Below are 22,950 nucleotides of genomic sequence, written 5' to 3' on the forward strand. Positions count from 1 at the left end.
CGATATGTGTACAGGCATTACATTTCAAGCCAGCAATGGAGATGTTATTTTTGGAAGAACGATGGATTACGATTATCCTTTGAACGGCTTTCCTGCAGTTCAACCTCGAGGATACTCCTTTAAATCGCATGTCGACTATAAAGGAGAAACGTTATATGCCTTTGCAGGTGCTGGTTCTGATATGGAGGGGTTTGTTTTTGGAGATGGCGTCAATGAACATGGACTTGCCATGTCCAATCAATACGATCGTGGATATGCGTCATATGCGACAGACATTCGTGACGGCTATATCAATATTTCTCAAACAGAAGTGCTTGTCTGGGCGCTTGGCTATAACAAAACGATTGAAGAATTTATTGAAAATGCGGAACAAGTTAACGTTGTAGCCTATTCATATAGTGATATTAACGAAGTTCCTCCATTACATTATCATTTATCTGATGCGACAGGGCGCACTGTGGAAGTGACATTTAATGATGGTCGCATCGTCGTGATTGATAATCCAATTGGCGTGCTCACAAATAACCCAGATTTAAATTGGCATTATGAAAATTTGAAACACTATATGCATGTGACACCATATAACATTGACAATACATTTTCAAAACAATTGAACTTAGGGAATATGAATGGCACATTCGGTTTACCTGGAGGTTATACATCTGGCGAACGCTTTGTTCGCGCAGCTTATCTTGTTCATCACTTATTACCAAATAGCGATGACCATCCTATCTTAGATGCATTTAGAATTTTAGACCATGTGAGTGTACCAAAAGGCGCTGTTCGTCCTTCAGACAATAGATTTTATTATACGTTATATCAAACTGTTTTTAATTTAACGACAAAAACCCTCTATATTAAATATTATGACTCGAATACCATTACAGAATTACAACTCACCAATGACTTAATACATAGTGACGATTTGATAGTCTTTTCGAGAAAGAACAAAGGGTTATATACTGAAAAAGTGAATGACTAACATATTTTTAAATCTAATAAAGTACCTCTCTTACATTAAATTGTAAGAGAGGCTTATTATTTTTTCACTTTTATCATTCTTTATTTTATCTATAAACTAGTCCACCATCAGTTAAAATGGCTTGTCCAGTAATATAATCTGAATCTGATGATGCTAAGAATGACACTAAAGAAGCCACATCTTGTGGTTCTTGATAACGTCCGAGTTTAATTGCTGATGAGAACTGTTCAAATGCTTCACCTGGTTTTAGATTACTGTCTAGTTTAACCATTTCAGCATCAATACGATCCCACATTTCAGTTTTAGCAACTCCAGGACAATATGCATTCACCGTGATCCCTTTTTCAGCTAATTCTTTCGCTGCAGTTTGAGTGAGAGAACGTACTGAATGTTTAGTAGCACAGTATGTACCTAATACCTCATAAGATTCATGTCCTGCAATACTGCATGCGTTAATGATTTTACCTTTACTATTTTGCTTAATAAACTGTTTTGCTGCCGCTTGAATTCCAAATAACGTGCCATATACATTTATATGGAATAATTTATCCAATTCATCTTCTGTAATATCTAAAATAGGTGATACCGCATCTACACCAGCATTATTTACAAATACATCAATTTGACCAAATTCTGCCACTGCAAATTGAACTAATTCTTCTTGCTCTTTTTTCTTAGAAACATCACTATGAAATGCTACCACGTTATATCCATTCTCTTTAAATTCTTGTTCTGTTTTTTCTAGAGCTTTTTGATTAATATCTTGAATCACAATATTAAATCCATCATTGGCTAAACGTTGAGCAATTCCTTTTCCTAATCCTGCTGCTGAACCTGTAATGACTGCTGTTTTTGTCATAATACCACTCCTTTTACATAATTATTTTACCCTTATAGTTTAATTTTATTCTTAATTTTAAATGATTCACAAACTGTTCATATATCTTTTACGTTGCCTTATATCATCATCTGTTTAATGATGTAAATAAGTGTTTATACCTTACGTATTAAACTGTAAAAAATTAAAGGAGATGTTTTCTTATGAATATTTTAGTTACTGCATTTGATCCGTTTGGCGGAGAAAAGGTAAATCCGGCATTAGAAGCGGTTAGACAACTGGACCCTACTATTGGGGCACATACCATTACAACATTAGAAATCCCAACTGTATTTCACAAATCAAAAGATGTGATTCAACATGAATTAGAACATCATCATTACGACGTGGTATTATCGATTGGACAAGCAGGGGGACGTTTCAATATTACACCTGAACGTGTAGGCATTAATATTGATGATGCACGTATTGCAGATAATAAAGGACATCAACCCATTGATGTTGCCATTCATCCAGATGGAGCGCCAGCTTACTTTTCAAATCATCCTGTTAAGGCAATGACCGAAGCAATTAAAAAAGCGGGTGTTCCAGCAAGTTTATCGAATACCGCAGGCACATTTGTCTGCAATCATGTGCTTTATCAATTAGGCTACCTTGCAGATAAGTATTATCCTAACTTACGATTTGGCTTTATCCATGTGCCCTTTATTCCAGAACAAGTCATAGATAAACCTAATACACCTTCGATGTCTTTAGATACGATTACAAAAGGACTTACAGCAGCAATCAATGCGATTTCAGACCACCCTGATGTTAAAGTAGCTTTAGGAGAAACACATTAGAAAATAAGATGATTAGTGATATGTAAGATACAATTTCTATAATTAAAACGATTTTATTTGTCTACAAAACATATAATTTTGTAGACATTTTTATTTTCAAAATAAATGTTTCCATGTATCATTAATAAGTGACGAATATAAATTGAAAGAGGTTTTAAATTTGAAAAAGCATCTGCTTTTGTCATTCGCAATGTGTGCCTCCCTACTATTAACTGGATGTACACATGATCAACATCAACACAAAGAAGTGAAAGTATCTCTTGCACGAGAATTTAACCCGACCCAGTTAGATGCACAAGCGTTTGATGTTCCGATGCCTGTCTACAGTGCAATATATCAACCTCTTGTTACATATGGAGAAAATGGAAAGATTGAGCCTGGTTTAGCTAAATCTTGGGAAGTATCTAATAATGGAAAAGATTATACATTCCATTTAAAACACAACATTAAATTTAATGATGGGTCAACTTTTAACGCAAAAGCAGTCAAATTTTCAATTGAACGTGCGAAAGCAACCGATAAAACGAATCCTATGGAAACCTTGGATAAACTGAAATCGGTCACTCTTAAAGATAACTATACCGTAGACATTCATTTAAAAACACCATCTAATCAGGTATTAAATGAGTTATCACAAGTCCGCCCCCTTCGTATCATGAGTCCAAATGCCGTCAAAGATGGTAAAACGACAGGTCAATTTGAAAAAGCGATTGGTACAGGTCCATTCAAAGTAGCAAATTCAACAAATGAGACTGTGTCTTTTAAACCAAATCCATATTATCGCAACCATCATCCACTGGATTATGACTTAATATTTCAAACTATTGAAGATAGCGATTCACGACATCTTGCGATTGAAAGTCACTCTATCGATATTACTGGGGGATCTCTAGGACATTTGACTCCTCAACAAATCAAGGAATCATACCGTAATCAAGATTTAAAGGTAAAACAATATCCAAGTACAGAAACACAGTTCATGGCCTTTAATCCAGAAGTCATGTTCCTAAAAAATAAAACAATACGTGAAGCAATTAGTAAAGCGATTAATACTGATCATTTATCATCAAATAAGCAGCTTAAAGGATTATTCCAAGACGGCGTAGAATTCGTGAATGACACAAATCAACAAACCCATTCATATAATCCCACTCAAGCGACACGCTTATTAGAACAATTAGGCTATAAAAAAAATGATCGGGGCTACTTTGAAAAAAATGGACGAGACCTTTCTTTAAAATTAGCGCTTCAAACTGATGAATTTCCTGAATGGAAAACAAAAGCAGAAATTATGCAACAAGATTTGAAAAACGTAGGTATTCATTTGGATATTAACGTTTTAGATGCCCAAACGTATTATGAAACACTCACTATCCGAAAAGATTATGATCTTATTTTCTATCGTTCTTATACGAATGCGCTCATGCCATATAACTTTTTAAATGCACGCTTTAAGCAAGACGGAAATAAGCCCGGCATGTTCGCAAACGATGTTCAGTTAACAACAATGCTTAACCGCTTCTCAACCATTACCAATAAGGATGATCAACAACGTGCATTTAATCACATCTCACATCGCATCGATCAACAATATCTTGAAGTGCCGATTGCTTATCCAAACGAAGTGTTTGTTACAAGTCCTAAGATTAAGCAATTCGAATTCTCGGGACAAACGGATGCACCCATTAATTACGATAAATTGAAGGTATCTCATCATGATTAGTATGATTAAACATTTACTTAAACTTATATTATATTTCATTATTATTTCGTTTATCTTATTTGTGCTACTTGAACATACAACTGGAAATCCAGCGATTCAATATCTACATGAACATGGTGTGGCACAAATTACAGATGAACGAATTAAGATGGCTCAAGATAAACTTGGGTTAAGCCAAGCATTGCCTATTCGTTATTTACAATGGCTAGGTCATGCATTTACAGGAGATTTAGGCACGAGCTTTAGTAACGGCGAGCCTGTCACTGATCGTATTGCTAAAGCCGTTGCTCCTACCTTGAAACTTATTTTTATCTCAGCCATCATCTTATTTCCACTTGGCTATATTATTGGCTATCTCTGTGGAAATTATCCTAAGAAAAAGTGGTCTACATTCATATTACATGCGTCTCAAGTGGTGACATCACTACCAGAATATTGGTTAGCCATTATTTTTATTTACTATTTCGGTGTGAAATGGCATCTTCTACCATTTGTTGGAAGTTATAGCTTTGAATACTTTATTCTACCTATCGCTATTTTAGTCTTAGTTGAAGGGAGTCATATGGTTTTACTTAGCAGTCATCTATTTAAACGTACACTTCGTAAGGAAGCATACCAACTTGCCTCATTACGTCAGTTTAAATTAAAAGATCGTATTTACGTACAAGTTAAAGACATCTTAGCGCCATTACTTACGATTACAATTAATAATTTTATTCGTTTATTCAGTCGAGTCATTATTTTAGAAGTCATTTTTAGTATTTCAGGGTTAGGAAAATTGCTTATTATTAGTATTAATCTTCGGGATTATCCACTCATTCTAGGTATTCTAATGATGATGATTACAATCATTATGATATTGAATTTCCTGGGTGATATTTTACTAGAAAAAAGTGACCCTCGTTTGAATATGTCGAAAACGTTAGGAGGGCGAGTAACGTATGAAGATTAAGCGTTTCATATGGCCTATTACGATAGTCATTTTAGTTATACTCGCTCATGTCCTATATGATAAAGCAAATCAAATTCATCAATCTCAAGCATTACGTCCCCCAAGTTTACATCATTTACTTGGTACGGATGATTTGGGTAGAGATTTTCTAACACGACTATTTGTAGGTAGCTTGATTACACTTGGTCTTACTGCATTCATTATGATAGGGACAATCGTGCTTGGACTGATTATTGGTCTTATTTCAGCTATAGTAGGTAAATGGTTAGATTCTATCATTATGGCACTTGCAGATATGTTAATCGCTTTACCAGCTATCATTATCGCGCTTGTCGTCCTTGGTTTTATTAATAATTCTGTAGTAGGATTATGTCTTGCACTCATCATCGGCTGGCTCGGTCGCTATTTGCGGTATTTCAGAAATTTAGCACGTGACACGATGACACAACCGTTCGTTAAATTTGCGCCACTTAGTGGGATGTCGAAGTTCCAAGTTACAATACATCACATTGTGCCACATCTCATCAGCGACATTATGGCACTTGTTACTGCAGATTTTGGTAAGTTAATGTTAAGTATTTCCGGTCTCGCCTTTATTGGTTTAGGAGTAAAACCCCCTATTCCTGAATTAGGCGCCATTTTACATGACGGTAAAAGTTATTTCTATTCTGCGCCCTGGTTATTTATCTTTCCAGGTGTCTTATTAGGAGGGTTCGCACTCATATGTCAAATACTCAATCGTCGTCACATTCATTAGATACAGTCCTTTATATCAATGATGTATCTGTTTATCACAAACATGAACCATTACTTAAACAGATACATTTAAAGATTGAAAAAGGAAGCTTTCATTGTTTAATTGGAGAAAGTGGGAGTGGTAAATCTTTACTTACACGTACTGTACTGAATATGAAAGAAGATGATTTAACCTATCGTGGTGAGATTCATCTCGATTTAACACAAACGGATGCAATGTTCCAAGATGCGAATCGCAATTTTTTCCAAAATGTTCGTATCAACCGCCACTTTGATGCATTGTTTGACTCTATGTCATCTTCATTAACACGTGATCAGCAAAAAGCATTTGTATTACGTCAATTTAAACATCTCGGATTGGACCAACCTGAATCCATTTATTATCAGTATCCTTTTGAATTGAGTGGTGGTATGGCACAACGAGTTGCACTTGTCATGGCTATTGTAAGAGAAGCAAAGTTTTTAATTACAGATGAACCGACTAGTGCGCTAGATCAACACAATCGTCATAGTTTAATGGCTCTACTACATCATGTAGTGACAGAACATGATATGACAGTGCTATTTGTAACTCATGATTTAAACTTAGTCTTAAACTATGCAACGCATATTAGTGTCATGCTAAACGGAAACATTGTAGAAACAGGGCGTGCTTCTGATATTTTACGTGATCCTCAGCATGCTTACACGAAGCAATTGATTGAACTAGCTAATAGGAGATATCAATATGTTACAGATTAAACAGTTAAATAAAGCTTTTTCTAATAAACAGATATTTAAAAATTTTAATTATACATTAGAGACACACGATCATTTATTGATAAGTGGCGTAAGTGGAAGCGGAAAGTCTACTTTGGCTCAAATTATTGCAGGATTAGATTCAAATTATCAAGGTACACTCATATATAACGATTTAGAACTTGGCCATATTTCACAACACAAATGGATGAAACATATCCAATATGTGCCTCAATATCATTCGAGTACACTTGATCCAAATAAAACTGTTCATTGGATATTAAAACAACCTTTAATTCATTTTCATTATCCTAAGGCTATACATGAGGACAGAATAAAAGAAGTCATGTTGCAATGTAAGTTAGAATCACAATTACTTGGTAAAAAAGTGAGTACTTTAAGTGGTGGCCAATTCCAAAGGCTATGGATAGCAAAAGCATTGCTTGTAGAACCAGATGTCTTGATTTTAGATGAAGCAACAACAAATTTAGATGTGGTGAACGAAGATATCATCTTACAAATGTTACGAGAATTTCAACATTTACAGTTAATTATCATTACGCATGATTCATATGTATTACAAGCTTTGCCTGGTAAACATTTAAATATTGGTTAGTTCAAAATAAAGAGTGGGACAACAAATTCATAATGCGTTTTATCTCACTCTTTTCATAAATAGTTCAATTCTTTTACAAAGTGAGTTGTAGGTTGAAATCAGAGTATGTTATGTTCAAGTTGTAGTATACGTCGTTCAAATAAAAACATTAGAGGTGATACAACCATGACTCAACAAGGTATTACAGAAACACGTATGCATTCAGATTCAAACATCGACTCTCACCACCATAAAAATGATGAACACTATCCTAAAGGAAATCGCTTCTTAAATGTTCTTATTTTTATAGGATGGATGTTACTTGCTCAGATTCCTATTGTTCTTATTTTATTTATTACTAACTTTTCTGCAAAAATGGATATTACAAGTGGAACACTAGCAACACTATTATTTATGATGTTAGCCGCTGTCGTTATTTGGCTGGTTAGACGTTATTATCAACGGCATACATATGAGCCAATTAAACCGTTTAAACGCAAAGATATTATGATTAATATTGGATGGGCACTATTACTTCGCGTTGTTGTCATTGGAATGAGTTTTCTAATGATGGCAATAACAGGTCAAGCACAAACAGAAAATGATAAGGCATTACTTGGTAACTTTCAAAGCGCGAAACCTTCTCCCGATCAACTTGGGCAAGCGTTTCCTGTCATTGTATTTGCACTTACCCTTACGTTTGTAGCTCCCTATTTAGAAGAATTAATTTATCGAGGTATCTTTAAAGAGACACTATTTAAACGTAGCAGTTTTTGGTTACCATTTATTTTATCTTCACTTATTTTCGCTTCTCAACATGGTATTTCAAATTGGATAGCTGTTTTAATGTATATCACAATGGCGATGATTTTTTATCTCGCTTATCATCGTCGTCATAACGTTAGAGATAGTATGATGGTTCATATGATTCATAATGGCGTGACGGGTATTGTGATTATTGTGAGTTACTTTATCGCAATGTTTAGCTAAAAAAGTATACCAGTTAAATGAAGTCGACAACTATCTCGCCAAAAAAGGAGTGGAACGGAATTCATTTTGAATTCGTCGGCCCACTCCTTTTTTAATTCATTCGATTAATCTATATCAATATGATTTGAATCCTCATTAAACGCTTCAGTTTTAATATTTTTATCTTCCAAGAAATTTGCAATATCTTGTTTTTCTCGATCATTTACAATGTCTTGATCTTTATTCACTTGCTCAATATCATTAAAAATAGATGTATCATCATCCGATTTTAATGATATTTCTAAACTTTTTTGCTCTATGCGATTGGCTGTTGAAATATAACGACTTATTTTATCAGTATAGATTACATAGTCATTATTTGGCATCTGATTACTTTGAATGTATTGTCCAAAATTTGTATCATTCTCAGTCTCTAATTGAACAAGTTTTTTTAATTTATTTACTTCTGTATTGGATAACTTTTGATTGGAATATAATTTCATTTTATATGTATTCATCGTATCATTAATTTTTTTATCAATGTTAATATACGTTTTAATATCTTTTTTAATCGTTTTTTCAGAAATCTGTGTATGTCGTACTGATGTTTTTTCAAAAACATGATCTGGTATCTTTGTATCTGGTTCTAGACTGATATCTTGATCATCAGAACTTTTATTTTCCTCTGTTGAATGTTCTTCTTGTGTATCCGCTTTGTCCGAATGGTCACTATTCTCTTTAGACAATCGATTACATCCCACTAAGCCAATAGATAATATGAGAATAAGCGTTACTATCACTATCTTTTTCATAACTTTTCTCCTTAACTACGTTTATTTATCTTTACTTTAAGTATAGAACAATTACGACTACTTTTGAATGCGTTCTTTATATGGACTACGGCACATTAACAGAATAATAATCACAATGGTATAGCCTATGGTAGAGACGATAGATGTTTCAAAACCAAACTGTCCTCCCGTAAGCACCATATTTTTAAAACGTAAAACATATTGAAAGACGTTATAGTCAGTTTCTTTTGTAGTGATATAAACGACTTGAAAGACATTCCAAAAGAAATGTAAGGTGATACTCGCCCAAATGGTGTTAAATCGATATGTTGCTATACCAAACATCACACCAACTAAAGTGCCACTAGCTAACAATAAAAGGAAACTTGTAACATTTAAAGCACCATTCAATAAATGAATCACACCAAAGAACAGTGAAGTAACAACGATTGCTATTCGAATGTTCGTTTTCTTTTCAATATAGCCCATTAAAAGGCCTCGACACACTATTTCCTCGACAATAGCACCAGCTGCAGCTTGCATAAAAATAATGTAACTCAAGTCGTGTATCGTCTTACTGATTGAGTTAAAATGATGTACTTTAAAATCTCCCGGTATAAAAATAAAGTAAATCGCATATACTACACACGGTAATGCAATTCCTAAAATCAAATAAATCGGATGAAATACAGGTTTTGTAATTCGATATGAAGATAACGCTCCTTTAAATACATGAGTAATTATCCATCTTACGACGAAAAATGTAAGTAAAATATAAGTGATACTCGATAAAATCGTACCAATTCCATAAAATGGTATCAATGTATCAAATAATAGCGCGATTGTTTGAGAAATAACCATAATGATTATCGCTAAAAGAAACATACCAACAATTTTTATTATTTTCATTGTTATTCTCCAATATAAGTGATGTATATAAATTTATCATAGCATAGAAAAAAGAGTAAGATTGAATTGACAATGAATTCATTTTCCTACTCTCTTAATATTAAAAATCAATTTCTTTTTGCTATTTTAGATATATATGTAGAAGGTTTATTTTTGTCGTAAATCGTTAAACCAGTAATATCTTTTACATTTTTAGATGGTACAAGCAAGCTTACGATATAACCTAAAATAAAAGCAACTAAAAATGAAATAATTGATACGTAAAATGGTGAGTTTCCTCCACCTATTCCATGAAGTAAATAAGCGATAATTACTCCTGCAAATAGTCCAACAATGACACCAAATGTATTTGCACGTCTTGTGAATATCCCAACTGCAAATATTCCAGCTAACGGCACACCAAATAATCCAGTAATAAGTAAGAATAAATCCCATAAATTATTAGAATCTGCTGCAATTAAATACATCGAAATACCATAGCTTAATAAACCTGCTATCACAATAATTAATCGAGCAAATTTCACTTCTGATTTATCATCCCTTTTTCCAAAGAAGCGATGTTTAATATCTTCAGAAGTACATGCTGAAATTGAATTTAAACTCGATGAAATTGTTGATTGTGCTGCAGCGAATATTGCTGCAATAAGTAATCCACCAATAAATGGGGGCATTTCAGTCAAAATAAAATATGGAACAATTGATGATGTATTAAAACCTTTAGGCAATGTTTCTTGATGCTGATAAAATGAATACATCATCGTACCCATGCCATAGAAAATAGGCGCTGAAATTAATGCTAAGACACCATTTGTCCATAGTGATTTTTTGGTTTCTTCCATAGATTCTGATGCTTGATAACGTTGTACTACATCTTGGCTCGCTGTATATTGATGTAAATTATTAAAAATATTTCCTAGGAAAATAATTGGGAGCGTCGCTGCTGCTGAGTTAAGTTTCCAATTATCTACGCTAAGAATTTTTTTATTCGCAATAGCATCATGTACAATTGTGCCAAATCCACCTTTTATTTCAAAAGCACCGATGATAATGATAAGCAGTGCTCCACCAAGTAAAATGACACCTTGGATAAAATCGCTCCAAACGACTCCTTCGAACCCACCTAAAAATGTATATAAAATACATAAAATACCTACTAAACTTGCTACAAGATATGGATTAATATCAGATACAGCAGTTATTGCTAAAGTTGGTAAATAAATAACGATTGCGATACGACCTAAGTGAAAAATAATAAATAATAATGATCCAATTAAACGTATACTTGGTCCAAATCGTGCTTCTAAATATTCATAAGCTGAAGTTACATGTAATTTTTTAAAGAATGGAACATAAAAAGCAATTAATATTGGAATGATTGCTACAATTGCAATATTTCCTGCTATATAGGCCCAATCAGTTAAAAAAGCTTTTTCAGGTGTAGACATAAACGTAATTGCACTTAATGTAGTCGCATAAATAGAAAAGCCAATTGCCCACGATGGTAAACGTCCGCTTGCTTTAAAGAAACTATCAGTATCTTGACTTGCACGTTTAGTAAAATAGGCACCTACTAATAACATTGCTACAAGATAGACGATAACTGCTATCCAATTCCATAACCCAAATCCTATATGTTGCATAAGGATCACCCCTTGTTTATATTCTGTCGTTTAAATTGTGTCGTAATTACAAGCTATAAGTTTCAATTAATTGATTTAATTCTTTACGATTTGCTTCATTAAATGGTGAAAATGGACGTTTAGGTACTCCACCATCGATGCCTCGTGTTTTTAATATTTCTTTTAAAGTAGGGTAAATACCCATGCTTAAAACTGTTTCAATAATATTATTAGTATCATGTTGAATTTTATAAGCTTCTTCAACTTTACCTTCACGAGCTAACTCATAAATTTGACGTGCACGACGACCATTCACATTATATGTAGAACCAATTGCACCATCTACTCCAGAAATAACTGCTTGAACTAACATTTCATCAAATCCTGACAAAATCAACTTATCTGGAAATGCTTTTCTAATTCTTTCAAGTAAGAAGAAATTTGGCGCAGTATATTTTACTCCTACAATTTTTTCATTATTAAACAATTCTTTAAATTGATTGATACTAATATTTACACCAGTCAAATCTGGGATGGCATAAATTATCATTTTATTTTGCGTTGCTTCAATAATATCGAAGTAATATTGCTTAATCTCTTCAAAAGAAAATGGATAATAGAATGGTGTTACTGCTGATAATGCGTCATATCCTAAATCTGTGGCATACTTTCCAAGTTCAATGGCCTCATTTAAATCTAGTGAGCCTACTTGAGCAATTAATTTCACATCATTTCCAACCGCTTCTTTTACAACTTTAAAGATTTGTTTCTTTTGTTCTTTACTAATTAAGAAATTTTCTCCAGAACTTCCATTTACATATAAACCGTCTAATTGTTCAACTTCTATTGCATTCTTTGCGATTTGTTTTAATCCTTCTTCTTTAACTTGACCATTTTCATCAAATGGGACAAGTAACGCTGCATATAATCCTTTTAATTGTTCTTCCATTCGAAATCCTCCAATATATGATCTGAATTTTTTATAATTTTATTATTAATTCAACAGCAATATATTCTATTTATATTTCGAATTGTAAACGCTATCATATTTTTATACAATACTATATGAAAAATATTAACAAATAATTCTAAATTTGATGAAAATAATTTTCAAATTAAAACTAGAGTACTAAAAATGATTTATAGTAGTTATAAAGAAAACTGAGGAGGTTTTTTATATGTATAAAATTGCAGTTGATATCGGGGGCACTAATATAAAACTTGCAGTAATTAACAATGAATTAAACATTATTGATTATAAAACAATTGCTACTCCAGACAATATTCACATTTTAATAACGAACGAAATATACTTAATCATTGATGCATTTATAAAAAAATATCAGCTTAAAAATCCTCACATTGGTATCTCAAGTGCTGGCGTTGTAGATTCAACTCGTGGAGAAATTGTTTACACTGGACCAACTATTCAAAATTTTGATGGCACAAATTTTTTAAATGTTTTCAAGGAATTGTCCTCAAATATAACTGTTTACAACGATGTAGATGCAGCATTACTTGGGGAACTTTCTTTGCATAATTATGAAGAAAATAACATCTTTTGTCTTACTTTAGGAACAGGAATTGGCGGTGCATTTTATAATAAATCTATTGGAATCTATCAAGGTGCACGTCATCGAGCAAATGAAATTGGTTATTTGCTTTATCGTTCTTCCGATGACAAAACATTTGAACAAAGGGCTTCAACTTCAGCGCTAAAAGATTTAATGCTATTACATCACTTTAAGTATGACACTAACGTACCAAAATTATTTGAATTAGCTGAAGAAAGTGACACTGTAGCAATCAATATTTTAGAAGAGTGGAGCCATTCAGTAGCTGAAGGTATCGCTCAATTACAAATTATCTATGATCCTGAACTTATCTTGATTGGTGGAGGTATCTCTTCTCAAAAAGATAAACTATTAAAATATATTAAGCCTAAAATTCATTATTACCTTCCGCCTCATTATGGAATAGCACGTCTTCAGACGACTCGAAGTGGTAATAATGCAGCTTTGTACGGTGCAATACAATAGTAGTTATAAACATGGAGGACTACGCATTCTAGTCCTCTTATTTATTTGCTCCCATGGTTTAGAACAACTTGACGTGTTTGTTGATAGAGTTTATGCATGTAAGGATCTCCAAGAAGAATGTAACTCACAAGATCTAATAAAAAGTGAGTTGCAATCTGTGAATTAATAAATCTTGAATCATTATTATTGGACTGCGCAGACGTAATCAGCACTAAATCTGCATTTTTAGTAATTGTGCTTCCTTCAAAATTAGTAATTACAACAACATAAGCGCCTTGATTTCGTGCTATTTTAGCCGCATCGATAAGCTCACTTGTTTCCCCACTATTTGAAATTGCTACAAACATATCATTCGATGATAATAATGATGCAGAAATCTTCATTTGATGAGCATCTGTGGATACTAAACCTTTTATACCCATACGCATGGCACGATAATAAAATTCACTTGCTGTTAAACCTGAACTCCCTAAACCTGCGAAATTCACCTGTCTACATGTTTTTAAATTATGTGCTAAGCGTTTAATTTTTTCCTCAGAAATAAACTCTCCAGTTTGTTGAATGATATTTTGATGATAACGATGTATAAGTTGTACTAATGGTGCATTTTCTACAGATTTCTCTGATTTTTCATGTTGCAAACTAAACTTCATATCTTGAAAATTATCGTAATTTAATTTGTTACTGAAACGCGTTATTGTAGCTGGCGATGTTTCAATTGCATAAGCCAACGAATTAATTGTTGAGAAACTATCATCAAGTGGATGCTTTTGTATATATTCTATAATTCGTTTATCTGTTTTTGTTAATAAATGACGACAACGCTGAACTCTATTTTCAAATTTCATTTTACAATCATCCTCTTTACTCAATTAAATAGCTTATATCTAATTTATTATAAATGAAAATATTTTTCAATTTATAATTTTAAATTGATAATAATTTTCTTAATGTTATGATATGAGTAAATCAATTCAACAGTATTGTATAAATAACCACAAACTCGATATATTCTATTTATAAATATAAATGTTACGGAGTGAATGATATGTTACCACAAGGATTAATCGTTTCTTGCCAAGCTTTACCTGAAGAACCTTTACATTCTTCGTTCATTATGTCAAAAATGGCTTTAGCTGCTTATCAAGGCGGTGCAGTAGGTATACGTGCTAACTCTATAGAAGATATTGTAGCTATTCGCAAGGAGATCAATTTACCAGTTATCGGAATTGTTAAACGAGATTACACTAACTCAAGTGTATTTATAACTGCAACGTCAAAAGAGGTAAATGAACTCATTGAAAGCGGTTGTGAAGTTATTGCTTTAGATGCCACTAAACAAAAACGTCCAAAAGAATCTCTTGAAGAACTTGTGAAATATATTAGAGAAAAAGCGCCTGGTATTGAAATTATGGCTGATATCTCAACGACTGAAGAAGCTATTTATGCAGATCAATTAGGTTTTGACTATATTGGAACCACTCTAAGAGGGTATACATCTTATACAAAGGGTCACATATTATATGAAAATGACTTTGAATTTTTAAAAGAAGTACTTAATCAAGTAAACACAAAAGTCATTGCAGAGGGTAATGTCATCACACCTGAAATGTATAAAAAAGTGAGCGAACTTGGAGTTCATTGTACAGTAGTTGGTGGTGCGATCACACGACCTAAACAAATTACCGAACGATTTGTTGAAGCAGTAAAAAATCATTCATAAACATATGGAGGCGTTTAGATGATGAAATTGATCAATTTAAAAAACAAATCTATCGCAAGTGATTATGTAGCAGTTGAGTTATTAAAGTTAATACAAAGTACGCCGACAGCTACTCTTGGATTAGCGACAGGTAATACGATGACAGAAATCTATCCACGATTATCTGAATTATTAACGGCAAATCGTGTGAATTTAAATGATATTAAAACATTTAACTTAGATGAGTATGTGGGTCTTAATTCATCACACCCTCAAAGCTACTACACATATATGCATGAACTTTTATTTAATCATAACGAATGGAATGAAGATCATATCTACATTCCAAGAGGAGACGCACCTGATCTTGAAGACGAAGCATATGCTTATGAACAGCGTCTATTCTCTATAGGACAACCCGATATTCAATTATTAGGTATTGGAGAAAATGGCCATATCGGTTTCAACGAACCAGGTACATCTTTTGATAGTCAAACACGAGTTGTAGATTTAACTGATTCTACGATTAAAGCAAATAGTATTCATTTTGATACGATTGATGATGTTCCAAAACAAGCCATTTCTATGGGATTACAATCTATTATGCGCGCAAAACGTATCATTTTATTAGCTTTTGGAGAACGTAAACAAGAAGCTATTGAGCGTTTAATGAATGGACCGAAAACTGAAACATTACCTGCCTCTATTTTACAAACGCATCCGAATGTAGACATTATCATTGATGATGTCATATTTAATTATTTAAACCACTAAAAAGGACAGAACGCTCGAGTTCTGTCCTTTTTAATATTTTAACTTTACGTCCTACGGATGTTTAAATAATTTTAAAAGCAATGAAATAATAATACAAACTATCGCAATAATTGCGAAAGTAATTAAGAAAATTAAATCCGTTTGAGTGAATTTCACACTGATATCTGACCAACTTTTAAAAGAACTATTATAAAGCGCATTGACCACTACAACTGCTAATAAAGCAATGACTGATAACCACCCTAAAGTAGTAAAGAAATTTTTGGCACTTGGAAATCTCAAATCATTTTGCATTATCTATCCCTCCTTTACTTCGAATTCATATATTATGTAGATTTACTATGTATATACACTAAACTTCATATATATAAACCTAAAAAGATAAAGAGATACTAAATTATTCATTTTTTACCATGCGAGTAGTCTTAAAAATGATGAATGGTACCTGATTTAATCGTTGTATCCACTTGTATATGGTCGTCTACAATTACGATATCTGCATCTTTTCCTATGCTTAAGCTTCCTTTTTGCTTATCAATATTAAGCGCAATGGCCTGATTTAAACTTGTCACTCGCCATAAGTGATCTAAACTATCATGCGTAAATTGAATTAAATTATGCAGTCCTTCATTCATTTTTAAAATACTGCCTGCAAGTGCGCCATTTTCTAAACGTGCTTCTTTCCCTTTAACAATCACATTTTGTCCACCTAAATCATACTCACCATCTTTCATACCTTTGGCACGCATGGCATCTGTAATTAAATACATGTGAGTATGTCCTTTTTGCTTATATGCAATATCTACAGCAGCAGGATGTGAATGAATCCCATCACCAATAATTTCAGTGTTTAAACTTTGATTGGTCCATGCGGCACCAAACACACCTGGATTCCGATGTTCAAAAGGTGTTGCAGCATTGTAAAGATGCGTTACATGTTTCGCACCTCGTTCTACTGCTTCATTTGCTTCTTCAAATGTGGCGACAGTATGTCCCATTGAAAAGATGATATCATCACGCAATTCATTTAACATCTCATGCGCACCTTCGACTTCTGGCGCAAAAGTAATGATTTTAATTAAACCTTTCGCTACTTTTTGAAAATGTCGAATTTTTTCAACAGTGGGACGTTGTACATATTTAGGATTTTGTGCCCCTACTTTGTGTTCAGAAATAAATGGTCCTTCTAAATGTACACCACCGATTTCAGCCGCTTCACCTAGCGTTTGATTTTCATAACAAGCGACAATATTGTTCAATGCTTTTTCAATATTCTCATCAGATTGCGTCATCGTTGTTGCTAAAAATGTTGTTGTACCTTCAGACAATAATTGCTTAGCTAAATGATTTAGGCCATCATACGATGCATCCATCGCATCTTCTCCATAGCCACCATGAATATGAATATCAATAAAACCTGGTAACACATGCTTTCCTGCTACATCTATTTGATTTAAATGGCCTTTATAATCACCTTTTTGAATATCACTAATTTTGCCATTTTCTACGACAAGATACCCTTTTTCAATAACTTGTGCTTCCGTATAAATTCTTCCATTTGTAATGACATATTGAGACATGATACCCCTTCTTTTCTATAAAATTTCTTATCATTTCAAAGATATTATATCATTTCATATTGTCATCATTAGGCAATTTCTTCTTTTGGAAAAAATTTTCAAATTTAATGTTAACTTTCTTTAAAATAATATATAAACGATTAAAATGAATTTTGAAAATATTCATAATTATATGTATAATCAAAACAACTAATTTATAAAGGGATGACTTAATTGATTCATGAATGACAAACGTAAAAGAAATAACAGACTGGTTTATATCATTTCAGTGTCTATTATTATTATTATCACTGCAATTGCTGGTATATTTCCTAAAACATTTGGTACACATGCTCAAACGATGTACGATTTTATTTCAAATACTTTTGGTTGGCTTTTCTTACTTATTATATTTATTTTAGATATTTTTCTAATTTCTTTAGCTGCTTCTAGATATGGTCGGTTCAAATTAGGAGACGATAATGAAGAACCAGAATTTTCTTTCATGTCATGGCTTGGTATGTTATTCTCTGCGGGTTTGGGTGTAGGCATAGTCTTTTGGGGGGGAGCTGAACCACTCACACATTATCTTCACTCACCGTTTCCTGGAAAAGCGCCAGATCAATCTCCTGAATCCGCAAGACTTGCTATGGGTTATACCTTTTTTCATTGGGGAATCTCACAATGGTCTATTTTTGCAATGGCTGGGCTTATCGTCGCATACTTTCAATTTCGTAAAAAACGAGATGGTTTAATTTCTACTGCTATGGAACCTGTCTTCGGTGAAGCCTACAAACGTCCTTTTCGAAATGTCATTGATATTTTAGCAATTATTGCTACCGTAATGGGGATAGCAACATCAATTGGACTTGGTATTATGCAAATTAGTGGTGGATTAAATCATGTCTTCCAGGTACCAAATAACAATATCACTAAAATTTCGATTACAGTATTAATGATGATTATTTTCATTGGATCTGGTATTACAGGTCTAGGACGAGGTGTAAAATGGCTGAGTAACCTTAATATTATATTAGGCGCTTTATTACTTGTCTTTATGCTTATCTTCGGGGATTTAAAATTTATCTTTGAATCTTACACACTTGCTATCGGAGACTACATAAGACACTTTGTCGAATATAGTTTACGTATTGATCCGTATACAAATAACAATGCTTGGATTCAACAATGGACTGTCTTCTATTGGGCATGGGTTATTTCTTGGTCACCATTTATTGGAGGTTTCGTGGCACGTGTATCACGCGGTCGCACCATTCGAGAATTTATTATGTGTGTGCTTATAGTACCTCCACTCATTTCATTCGTTTGGATTTGTGGCTTCGGTGGTATGGCTGTCAAATTTGCTATGGGTGGCGATAAAATTGCTAGTCTTGTAGATAAAGATTATACGGTTGCTTTATTTGAATTATTATCAAAATTTCCATTATCTGATATTACAAGCGGTCTTGCCATTTTGTTAATCTTTTTATTCATTGTCACAAGTGCTGACTCAACAACACATATTGTTGCAGGAATGGCAACAGGGGGTAGTGAGAATCCAAAAATAAAACATAAAGTCATTTGGGGTTTATTAATTGGTGCGATTTCAGTCGCAATGACCATTGCAGGTGGACTCACAAGTCTACAAACAGCATCTGTTGTAACTGGCTTACCATTTTCAATTATTTTATTATTGATGACGATATCTATGATGCGTGCGTTACGACGAGAACATACAAAACATTTCCAAATGTCATATGTTAATGACGATAAAGATTACTCTATTCCTCTTGAAAAACGTGAAAAAGATAGTAAAACCCTAAATAATGATCATTCGGAAAAATCATAAACATACATTTATATGCATTTAACTGACGCATTACTATGTAGTATTAAACTGTAATAACAAAAATAAAAACGTTCTCCCTATTTTTTAGTGAGAACGTTTTTTTATCTATATATCACTACCCATCTATCTCAAATCCCATATCTTCAATCATTTGGTAATCAAGCTCATTAGGTTGTCCGCCTGTTACTAAGTAATCACCTACAAAGATAGAGTTAGCTGCTTGAAGTGCAGTTGCTTGAAGTGAACGTAAATTGACTTCGCGACCACCCGCAATTCGAATTTCTTTAGTAGGATTGATTAATCTAAACAGAGCCAAGATACGTAGACACTTTGTTGGAGATAATAAGTCTAACCCACCAAACTTGGTACCTTTAATCGGATGTAAGAAGTTTACTGGAATACTGTCTGCATCAATCTCTTTTAACGCAAATGCCATATCGATAATATCTTCATCTGTTTCTCCCATGCCACAAATCACACCAGAACATGGTGAAATATTATGTTCTTTCATAATTTCAACCGTATTCACGCGGTCTTCATATGTATGTGTTGTCACAACTTCATCGTGGTAACGTTCACTTGTATTTAAATTATGGTTATAACGATCAACACCGGCTTCTTTTAATTGTGTCGCTTGTTCATCATCGACTAAACCTAAACACGCACAAATTTTAAGTTGTGGATGAATAGCTTTAATATCTTCTACCGTATCACAAATATGATTTACTTCTTTATTCGAAGGACCACGTCCACTCATTACAATACAATACGTTCCAATTTTATGGTCAGTGGCGACTTTTGCTCCTGCTTTAATTTGTTCTTGGTCCACTAAAGCATAACGTTGTTTTTCTTTCATTTTGACAGATTGACCACAGTAACCACAATCTTCCGGACATATGCCACTTTTCGCGTTTAAAATCATATTCAGTTTTACTTTTTTACCGTAATAATGTTTTCTTACTATATAGGCTTCATTTAATAATTCAAACGTATCAATCGTCTCGTCTTGAAATAGACTTAGACACTCTTCTTTAGTTAACGCTTCTCCATTCAATACACGTTCTGCTAGATTTAATGTCATGATGTTTGTCACTCCTATCTTTTAAAATACACTAATAAAACTCATAATTGTAAACTTTATATAATAATAAGTTTACATTATTCTTTAATTAAATCAAAGGATGTTTTAAAATGAAATGGTCTATGAATATAACCTCAGACAATCCGAAGTAGAACTTGTAACTATTAGATATTTGAGTAACTCATAAAAAAACTTGAGCCTACATATGTAAAATACATATATTAGGCTCAAGCGATTTAATATAACTATTTATTTTGTAATACGTGTACCAATTTTACCTTCTAGCGCATCATTTAAACCTGATAAAGAAGTAATCAACACACTACCTTTGGGATTCTTTTCAATAAATTGAAGAGCTGCTTCTACTTTTGGCAACATACTGCCTTTCGCAAATTGATTATCGGCAATATATCCTTTCATATCATCGACTGTGACGTCACCTAGTCCTTCTTGATTGTCTTTTCCATAATTAATATAAACATAATCAACAGCTGTTAAAATAATTAATTGATCCGATTGTAAATGAGCTGCAAGTAATGCACTTGTCTTATCTTTATCAATGACTGCATCGACACCTTGATAACGACCACTTTGTTCCTTAACAACTGGGATACCGCCACCACCAGCTGCAATGACAAGCGTGCCATGTTTAATGAGTGTTTCAATACTATCAAGTTCAACAATATTAATAGGTTGAGGAGAAGGCACAACGCGACGATACCCACGTCCTGCATCCTCCATAAATGTATATCCTTTTTCTTGTCTCATTTTATCTGCTTGTTCTTCTGTATAAAATAAGCCAATAGGTTTCGTTGGATGTTGAAACGCTGGATCATCGCTCGCTACTTCGACTTGTGTTACGAGTGTTACAACTTCTTTATTGATACCTAAAGTATGGAGTTCGTTAAGTAAGCTTTCTTGCATTTGATAGCCAATATACGCCTGACTCATTGCGCCACATTCAGGGAATGGGAAAGGCGGGCCTTGTTCATGTTCTGCTGCATAATTTAATCCTAAATTAATACTTCCCACTTGTGGTCCATTCCCATGACTAATGACAACTTCATATCCTTTGTTTATTAAACCAACTAATGATTGAGCTGTTCCTTTTACAAGCTCTAATTGTTCTTTCGGTGATTCCCCTAAAGCATTGCCACCTAATGCGACCACGATTTTAGACATCCATAGGTCCCCCTTTTTTCTCTATTCGCCTAAAGTTGCCACCATTACTGCTTTAATCGTATGTGCTCTGTTTTCGGCTTCTTGAAAGACAACAGAACGATCACTTTCGAAGACCTCATCTGTGACTTCCATTTCATTCAAACCATATTTTTCTTTAATTTGTTTACCAATTTCTGTTTCTGCATTATGGAAAGCAGGTAAACAGTGTTCAAAAATGGTATGTGGATTGCCTGTTTTTTCTATTAATTCTTTTGTTACACGATAAGGTTCTAATAATTTAATACGTTCTTCCCAAGTATCGTCAGGTTCACCCATCGATACCCACACATCTGTAGCAATCACATCAGATCCTTTCACCCCTTGGTCAATATTGTCAGTCACTAAAATAGTACCGCTGTTTTTATCAGCCCATGACTGACATGTTTTTAGTAACTCATCTTTAGGTCTCAACTCTTTCGGACACACAAGATGGAATGTCATTCCCATAATAGCTGCGCCTTGCATCAATGCATTTGCCATATTATTGCGTCCATCACCAATATATGTGAAATGAATATCTTCATAAGGTTTTTTTAATACTTCTTTTGCAGTTAAAAAATCAGCAAGCACTTGTGTTGGATGATCTTCATTCGTTAAACCATTCCAAACCGGAACACCAGCATATTCTGCAATTTCTTCAATAGTACGTTGAGAAAATCCGCGATATTCGATACCGTCATACATCCCACCTAAAACACGAGCTGTATCTTTAGCCGTTTCTTTTACTCCCATTTGTGTACCTGTAGGCCCAAGATACGTCACATGAGCACCTTGATCATAAGCTGCTGTTTCAAACGCACAACGTGTGCGTGTAGAATTTTTTTCGAAAATTAAAGCGATATTTTTACCTTTAAGTTTTTGTTGTTCAATACCAGCATATTTTGCACGTTTTAAATCTTCAGAGAGATTAAGTAAGAATTCCATTTCTTTTTTTGAAAAATCAAGTAATGTTAAAAAATTTCTATTTCTTAAATTTTGCATCTTAGCCCACTCCTTTGTCAGAGGTTTAGT

At 33.5% G+C, this 22,950-nt stretch carries 23 protein-coding genes; 12 read left to right on the plus strand and 11 right to left on the minus strand.

Features of this window, described 5'->3' with window-relative positions; all coding sequences use genetic code 11:
• Positions 1 to 4: 4 nt before the first annotated feature.
• On the plus strand, positions 5 to 982 hold the full coding sequence (locus HMPREF2953_RS09980; RefSeq protein WP_070673179.1) for a choloylglycine hydrolase family protein: 978 nt from the start codon (positions 5 to 7) through the stop codon (positions 980 to 982).
• An 85-nt stretch (positions 983 to 1,067) separates the two neighbouring features.
• Here HMPREF2953_RS09980 and HMPREF2953_RS09985 read toward each other — a convergent pair whose 3' ends face one another.
• Complete coding sequence (locus tag HMPREF2953_RS09985; protein ID WP_002449443.1) at positions 1,068 to 1,841, minus strand: acetoin reductase; 774 nt, start codon at positions 1,839 to 1,841, stop codon at positions 1,068 to 1,070.
• A gap of 182 nt (positions 1,842 to 2,023) precedes the next feature.
• Here HMPREF2953_RS09985 and pcp point away from each other — a divergent pair, with 182 nt between their 5' ends.
• The 7 genes from pcp to HMPREF2953_RS10020 all read left to right on the plus strand — a co-directional run bounded on the left by pcp (position 2,024) and on the right by HMPREF2953_RS10020 (position 8,416).
• A complete protein-coding gene (gene pcp, locus HMPREF2953_RS09990; protein WP_070673181.1) occupies positions 2,024 to 2,662 on the plus strand; it encodes a pyroglutamyl-peptidase I in 639 nt (212 codons plus the stop codon).
• A 160-nt stretch (positions 2,663 to 2,822) separates the two neighbouring features.
• Complete coding sequence (locus HMPREF2953_RS09995; protein ID WP_070673183.1) at positions 2,823 to 4,385, plus strand: nickel ABC transporter substrate-binding protein; 1,563 nt, start codon at positions 2,823 to 2,825, stop codon at positions 4,383 to 4,385.
• Entirely contained in the window at positions 4,378 to 5,337 is a 960-nt protein-coding gene (locus tag HMPREF2953_RS10000) for an ABC transporter permease (protein ID WP_048679943.1), read from the plus strand. Before HMPREF2953_RS09995 ends, HMPREF2953_RS10000 begins: the two co-directional genes overlap by 8 nt.
• On the plus strand, positions 5,327 to 6,094 hold the full coding sequence (locus tag HMPREF2953_RS10005) for an ABC transporter permease (RefSeq protein WP_070673185.1): 768 nt from the start codon (positions 5,327 to 5,329) through the stop codon (positions 6,092 to 6,094). The genes HMPREF2953_RS10000 and HMPREF2953_RS10005 overlap by 11 nt, the downstream gene beginning before the upstream one ends.
• Positions 6,061 to 6,834: an ATP-binding cassette domain-containing protein gene (locus HMPREF2953_RS10010; protein WP_070673187.1), complete on the plus strand. Its 774-nt coding sequence runs from the start codon at positions 6,061 to 6,063 to the stop codon at positions 6,832 to 6,834. The genes HMPREF2953_RS10005 and HMPREF2953_RS10010 overlap by 34 nt, the downstream gene beginning before the upstream one ends.
• Entirely contained in the window at positions 6,821 to 7,447 is a 627-nt protein-coding gene (locus HMPREF2953_RS10015) for an ATP-binding cassette domain-containing protein (RefSeq protein ID WP_070673189.1), read from the plus strand. Before HMPREF2953_RS10010 ends, HMPREF2953_RS10015 begins: the two co-directional genes overlap by 14 nt.
• A 165-nt stretch (positions 7,448 to 7,612) precedes the next feature.
• The gene (locus HMPREF2953_RS10020; protein ID WP_070673191.1) at positions 7,613 to 8,416 is read left to right on the plus strand and encodes a CPBP family intramembrane glutamic endopeptidase; all 804 of its coding nucleotides are present in this window, start codon (positions 7,613 to 7,615) and stop codon (positions 8,414 to 8,416) included.
• Between the two features lie 104 nt (positions 8,417 to 8,520).
• Here HMPREF2953_RS10020 and HMPREF2953_RS10025 read toward each other — a convergent pair whose 3' ends face one another.
• The 4 genes from HMPREF2953_RS10025 to HMPREF2953_RS10040 all read right to left on the minus strand — a co-directional run bounded on the left by HMPREF2953_RS10025 (position 8,521) and on the right by HMPREF2953_RS10040 (position 12,663).
• Positions 8,521 to 9,207 (minus strand): NDxxF motif lipoprotein, encoded by a 687-nt coding sequence (locus tag HMPREF2953_RS10025; protein ID WP_070673193.1) that lies wholly within the window; start codon positions 9,205 to 9,207, stop codon positions 8,521 to 8,523.
• Positions 9,208 to 9,264: 57 nt separating this feature from the next.
• Positions 9,265 to 10,095 (minus strand): CPBP family intramembrane glutamic endopeptidase, encoded by an 831-nt coding sequence (locus tag HMPREF2953_RS10030; protein WP_070673195.1) that lies wholly within the window; start codon positions 10,093 to 10,095, stop codon positions 9,265 to 9,267.
• A 107-nt stretch (positions 10,096 to 10,202) separates the two neighbouring features.
• Positions 10,203 to 11,735, minus strand: a complete 1,533-nt coding sequence (locus HMPREF2953_RS10035) for a sodium:solute symporter family protein (protein ID WP_070673197.1) — start codon at positions 11,733 to 11,735, stop codon at positions 10,203 to 10,205.
• Positions 11,736 to 11,781: 46 nt separating this feature from the next.
• A complete protein-coding gene (locus HMPREF2953_RS10040; protein WP_049334878.1) occupies positions 11,782 to 12,663 on the minus strand; it encodes an N-acetylneuraminate lyase in 882 nt (293 codons plus the stop codon).
• A 229-nt stretch (positions 12,664 to 12,892) separates the two neighbouring features.
• On the opposite strand from HMPREF2953_RS10040, the gene HMPREF2953_RS10045 reads away from it, so the two are divergent.
• Positions 12,893 to 13,753 (plus strand): ROK family protein, encoded by an 861-nt coding sequence (locus HMPREF2953_RS10045; RefSeq protein ID WP_049334877.1) that lies wholly within the window; start codon positions 12,893 to 12,895, stop codon positions 13,751 to 13,753.
• Between the two features lie 41 nt (positions 13,754 to 13,794).
• Here the strand turns inward: HMPREF2953_RS10045 and HMPREF2953_RS10050 are convergent, their stop codons facing one another.
• On the minus strand, positions 13,795 to 14,601 hold the full coding sequence (locus HMPREF2953_RS10050; RefSeq protein ID WP_049334876.1) for a MurR/RpiR family transcriptional regulator: 807 nt from the start codon (positions 14,599 to 14,601) through the stop codon (positions 13,795 to 13,797).
• 200 nt (positions 14,602 to 14,801) lie between these two features.
• On the opposite strand from HMPREF2953_RS10050, the gene HMPREF2953_RS10055 reads away from it, so the two are divergent.
• Together HMPREF2953_RS10055 and nagB are read left to right on the plus strand one after the other, a co-directional pair.
• Complete coding sequence (locus HMPREF2953_RS10055; RefSeq protein WP_017175533.1) at positions 14,802 to 15,476, plus strand: N-acetylmannosamine-6-phosphate 2-epimerase; 675 nt, start codon at positions 14,802 to 14,804, stop codon at positions 15,474 to 15,476.
• A gap of 21 nt (positions 15,477 to 15,497) precedes the next feature.
• Positions 15,498 to 16,229, plus strand: a complete 732-nt coding sequence (nagB, locus tag HMPREF2953_RS10060) for a glucosamine-6-phosphate deaminase (RefSeq protein WP_049334913.1) — start codon at positions 15,498 to 15,500, stop codon at positions 16,227 to 16,229.
• A gap of 51 nt (positions 16,230 to 16,280) precedes the next feature.
• Here the strand turns inward: nagB and HMPREF2953_RS10065 are convergent, their stop codons facing one another.
• Both HMPREF2953_RS10065 and nagA read right to left on the minus strand, forming a co-directional pair.
• Positions 16,281 to 16,523 carry a hypothetical protein gene (locus HMPREF2953_RS10065; protein ID WP_002449323.1) on the minus strand — a complete coding sequence of 81 codons (243 nt, stop codon included), beginning with the start codon at positions 16,521 to 16,523 and terminating at the stop codon, positions 16,281 to 16,283.
• A 131-nt stretch (positions 16,524 to 16,654) separates the two neighbouring features.
• Entirely contained in the window at positions 16,655 to 17,809 is a 1,155-nt protein-coding gene (gene nagA, locus HMPREF2953_RS10070; RefSeq protein WP_049334875.1) for an N-acetylglucosamine-6-phosphate deacetylase, read from the minus strand.
• A 220-nt stretch (positions 17,810 to 18,029) separates the two neighbouring features.
• On the opposite strand from nagA, the gene HMPREF2953_RS10075 reads away from it, so the two are divergent.
• Positions 18,030 to 19,637, plus strand: a complete 1,608-nt coding sequence (locus HMPREF2953_RS10075; RefSeq protein WP_070673199.1) for a BCCT family transporter — start codon at positions 18,030 to 18,032, stop codon at positions 19,635 to 19,637.
• A 115-nt stretch (positions 19,638 to 19,752) separates the two neighbouring features.
• Here HMPREF2953_RS10075 and bioB read toward each other — a convergent pair whose 3' ends face one another.
• The 3 genes from bioB to argF all read right to left on the minus strand — a co-directional run bounded on the left by bioB (position 19,753) and on the right by argF (position 22,920).
• Complete coding sequence (gene bioB, locus HMPREF2953_RS10080) at positions 19,753 to 20,718, minus strand: biotin synthase BioB (protein WP_049334873.1); 966 nt, start codon at positions 20,716 to 20,718, stop codon at positions 19,753 to 19,755.
• Positions 20,719 to 20,967: 249 nt separating this feature from the next.
• On the minus strand, positions 20,968 to 21,900 hold the full coding sequence (arcC, locus tag HMPREF2953_RS10085; RefSeq protein ID WP_017175585.1) for a carbamate kinase: 933 nt from the start codon (positions 21,898 to 21,900) through the stop codon (positions 20,968 to 20,970).
• A 21-nt stretch (positions 21,901 to 21,921) separates the two neighbouring features.
• The gene (gene argF, locus HMPREF2953_RS10090; protein ID WP_070673201.1) at positions 21,922 to 22,920 is read right to left on the minus strand and encodes an ornithine carbamoyltransferase; all 999 of its coding nucleotides are present in this window, start codon (positions 22,918 to 22,920) and stop codon (positions 21,922 to 21,924) included.
• Between the last annotated feature and the right edge of the window lie 30 nt (positions 22,921 to 22,950).

It is taken from the genome of Staphylococcus sp. HMSC072E01 (genome assembly GCF_001814125.1).
GTDB classification, from domain to species: domain Bacteria; phylum Bacillota; class Bacilli; order Staphylococcales; family Staphylococcaceae; genus Staphylococcus; species Staphylococcus hominis.

Excerpts from the sequence above, each read along its gene's own strand:
- HMPREF2953_RS09980 (WP_070673179.1), top strand. The coding sequence starts at position 5 with ATGTGTACAGGCATTACATTTCAAGCCAGCAATGGAGATGTTATTTTT.
- HMPREF2953_RS09985 (WP_002449443.1), bottom strand. The coding sequence starts at position 1,841 with ATGACAAAAACAGCAGTCATTACAGGTTCAGCAGCAGGATTAGGAAAA.
- pcp (WP_070673181.1), top strand. The coding sequence starts at position 2,024 with ATGAATATTTTAGTTACTGCATTTGATCCGTTTGGCGGAGAAAAGGTA.
- HMPREF2953_RS10000 (WP_048679943.1), top strand. The coding sequence starts at position 4,378 with ATGATTAGTATGATTAAACATTTACTTAAACTTATATTATATTTCATT.
- HMPREF2953_RS10005 (WP_070673185.1), top strand. The coding sequence starts at position 5,327 with ATGAAGATTAAGCGTTTCATATGGCCTATTACGATAGTCATTTTAGTT.
- HMPREF2953_RS10010 (WP_070673187.1), top strand. The coding sequence starts at position 6,061 with ATGTCAAATACTCAATCGTCGTCACATTCATTAGATACAGTCCTTTAT.
- HMPREF2953_RS10015 (WP_070673189.1), top strand. The coding sequence starts at position 6,821 with ATGTTACAGATTAAACAGTTAAATAAAGCTTTTTCTAATAAACAGATA.
- HMPREF2953_RS10020 (WP_070673191.1), top strand. The coding sequence starts at position 7,613 with ATGACTCAACAAGGTATTACAGAAACACGTATGCATTCAGATTCAAAC.
- HMPREF2953_RS10025 (WP_070673193.1), bottom strand. The coding sequence starts at position 9,207 with ATGAAAAAGATAGTGATAGTAACGCTTATTCTCATATTATCTATTGGC.
- HMPREF2953_RS10030 (WP_070673195.1), bottom strand. The coding sequence starts at position 10,095 with ATGAAAATAATAAAAATTGTTGGTATGTTTCTTTTAGCGATAATCATT.
- HMPREF2953_RS10035 (WP_070673197.1), bottom strand. The coding sequence starts at position 11,735 with ATGCAACATATAGGATTTGGGTTATGGAATTGGATAGCAGTTATCGTC.
- HMPREF2953_RS10040 (WP_049334878.1), bottom strand. The coding sequence starts at position 12,663 with ATGGAAGAACAATTAAAAGGATTATATGCAGCGTTACTTGTCCCATTT.
- HMPREF2953_RS10045 (WP_049334877.1), top strand. The coding sequence starts at position 12,893 with ATGTATAAAATTGCAGTTGATATCGGGGGCACTAATATAAAACTTGCA.
- HMPREF2953_RS10050 (WP_049334876.1), bottom strand. The coding sequence starts at position 14,601 with ATGAAATTTGAAAATAGAGTTCAGCGTTGTCGTCATTTATTAACAAAA.
- HMPREF2953_RS10055 (WP_017175533.1), top strand. The coding sequence starts at position 14,802 with ATGTTACCACAAGGATTAATCGTTTCTTGCCAAGCTTTACCTGAAGAA.
- nagB (WP_049334913.1), top strand. The coding sequence starts at position 15,498 with ATGAAATTGATCAATTTAAAAAACAAATCTATCGCAAGTGATTATGTA.
- HMPREF2953_RS10065 (WP_002449323.1), bottom strand. The coding sequence starts at position 16,523 with ATGCAAAATGATTTGAGATTTCCAAGTGCCAAAAATTTCTTTACTACT.
- nagA (WP_049334875.1), bottom strand. The coding sequence starts at position 17,809 with ATGTCTCAATATGTCATTACAAATGGAAGAATTTATACGGAAGCACAA.
- HMPREF2953_RS10075 (WP_070673199.1), top strand. The coding sequence starts at position 18,030 with ATGAATGACAAACGTAAAAGAAATAACAGACTGGTTTATATCATTTCA.
- bioB (WP_049334873.1), bottom strand. The coding sequence starts at position 20,718 with ATGACATTAAATCTAGCAGAACGTGTATTGAATGGAGAAGCGTTAACT.
- arcC (WP_017175585.1), bottom strand. The coding sequence starts at position 21,900 with ATGTCTAAAATCGTGGTCGCATTAGGTGGCAATGCTTTAGGGGAATCA.
- argF (WP_070673201.1), bottom strand. The coding sequence starts at position 22,920 with ATGCAAAATTTAAGAAATAGAAATTTTTTAACATTACTTGATTTTTCA.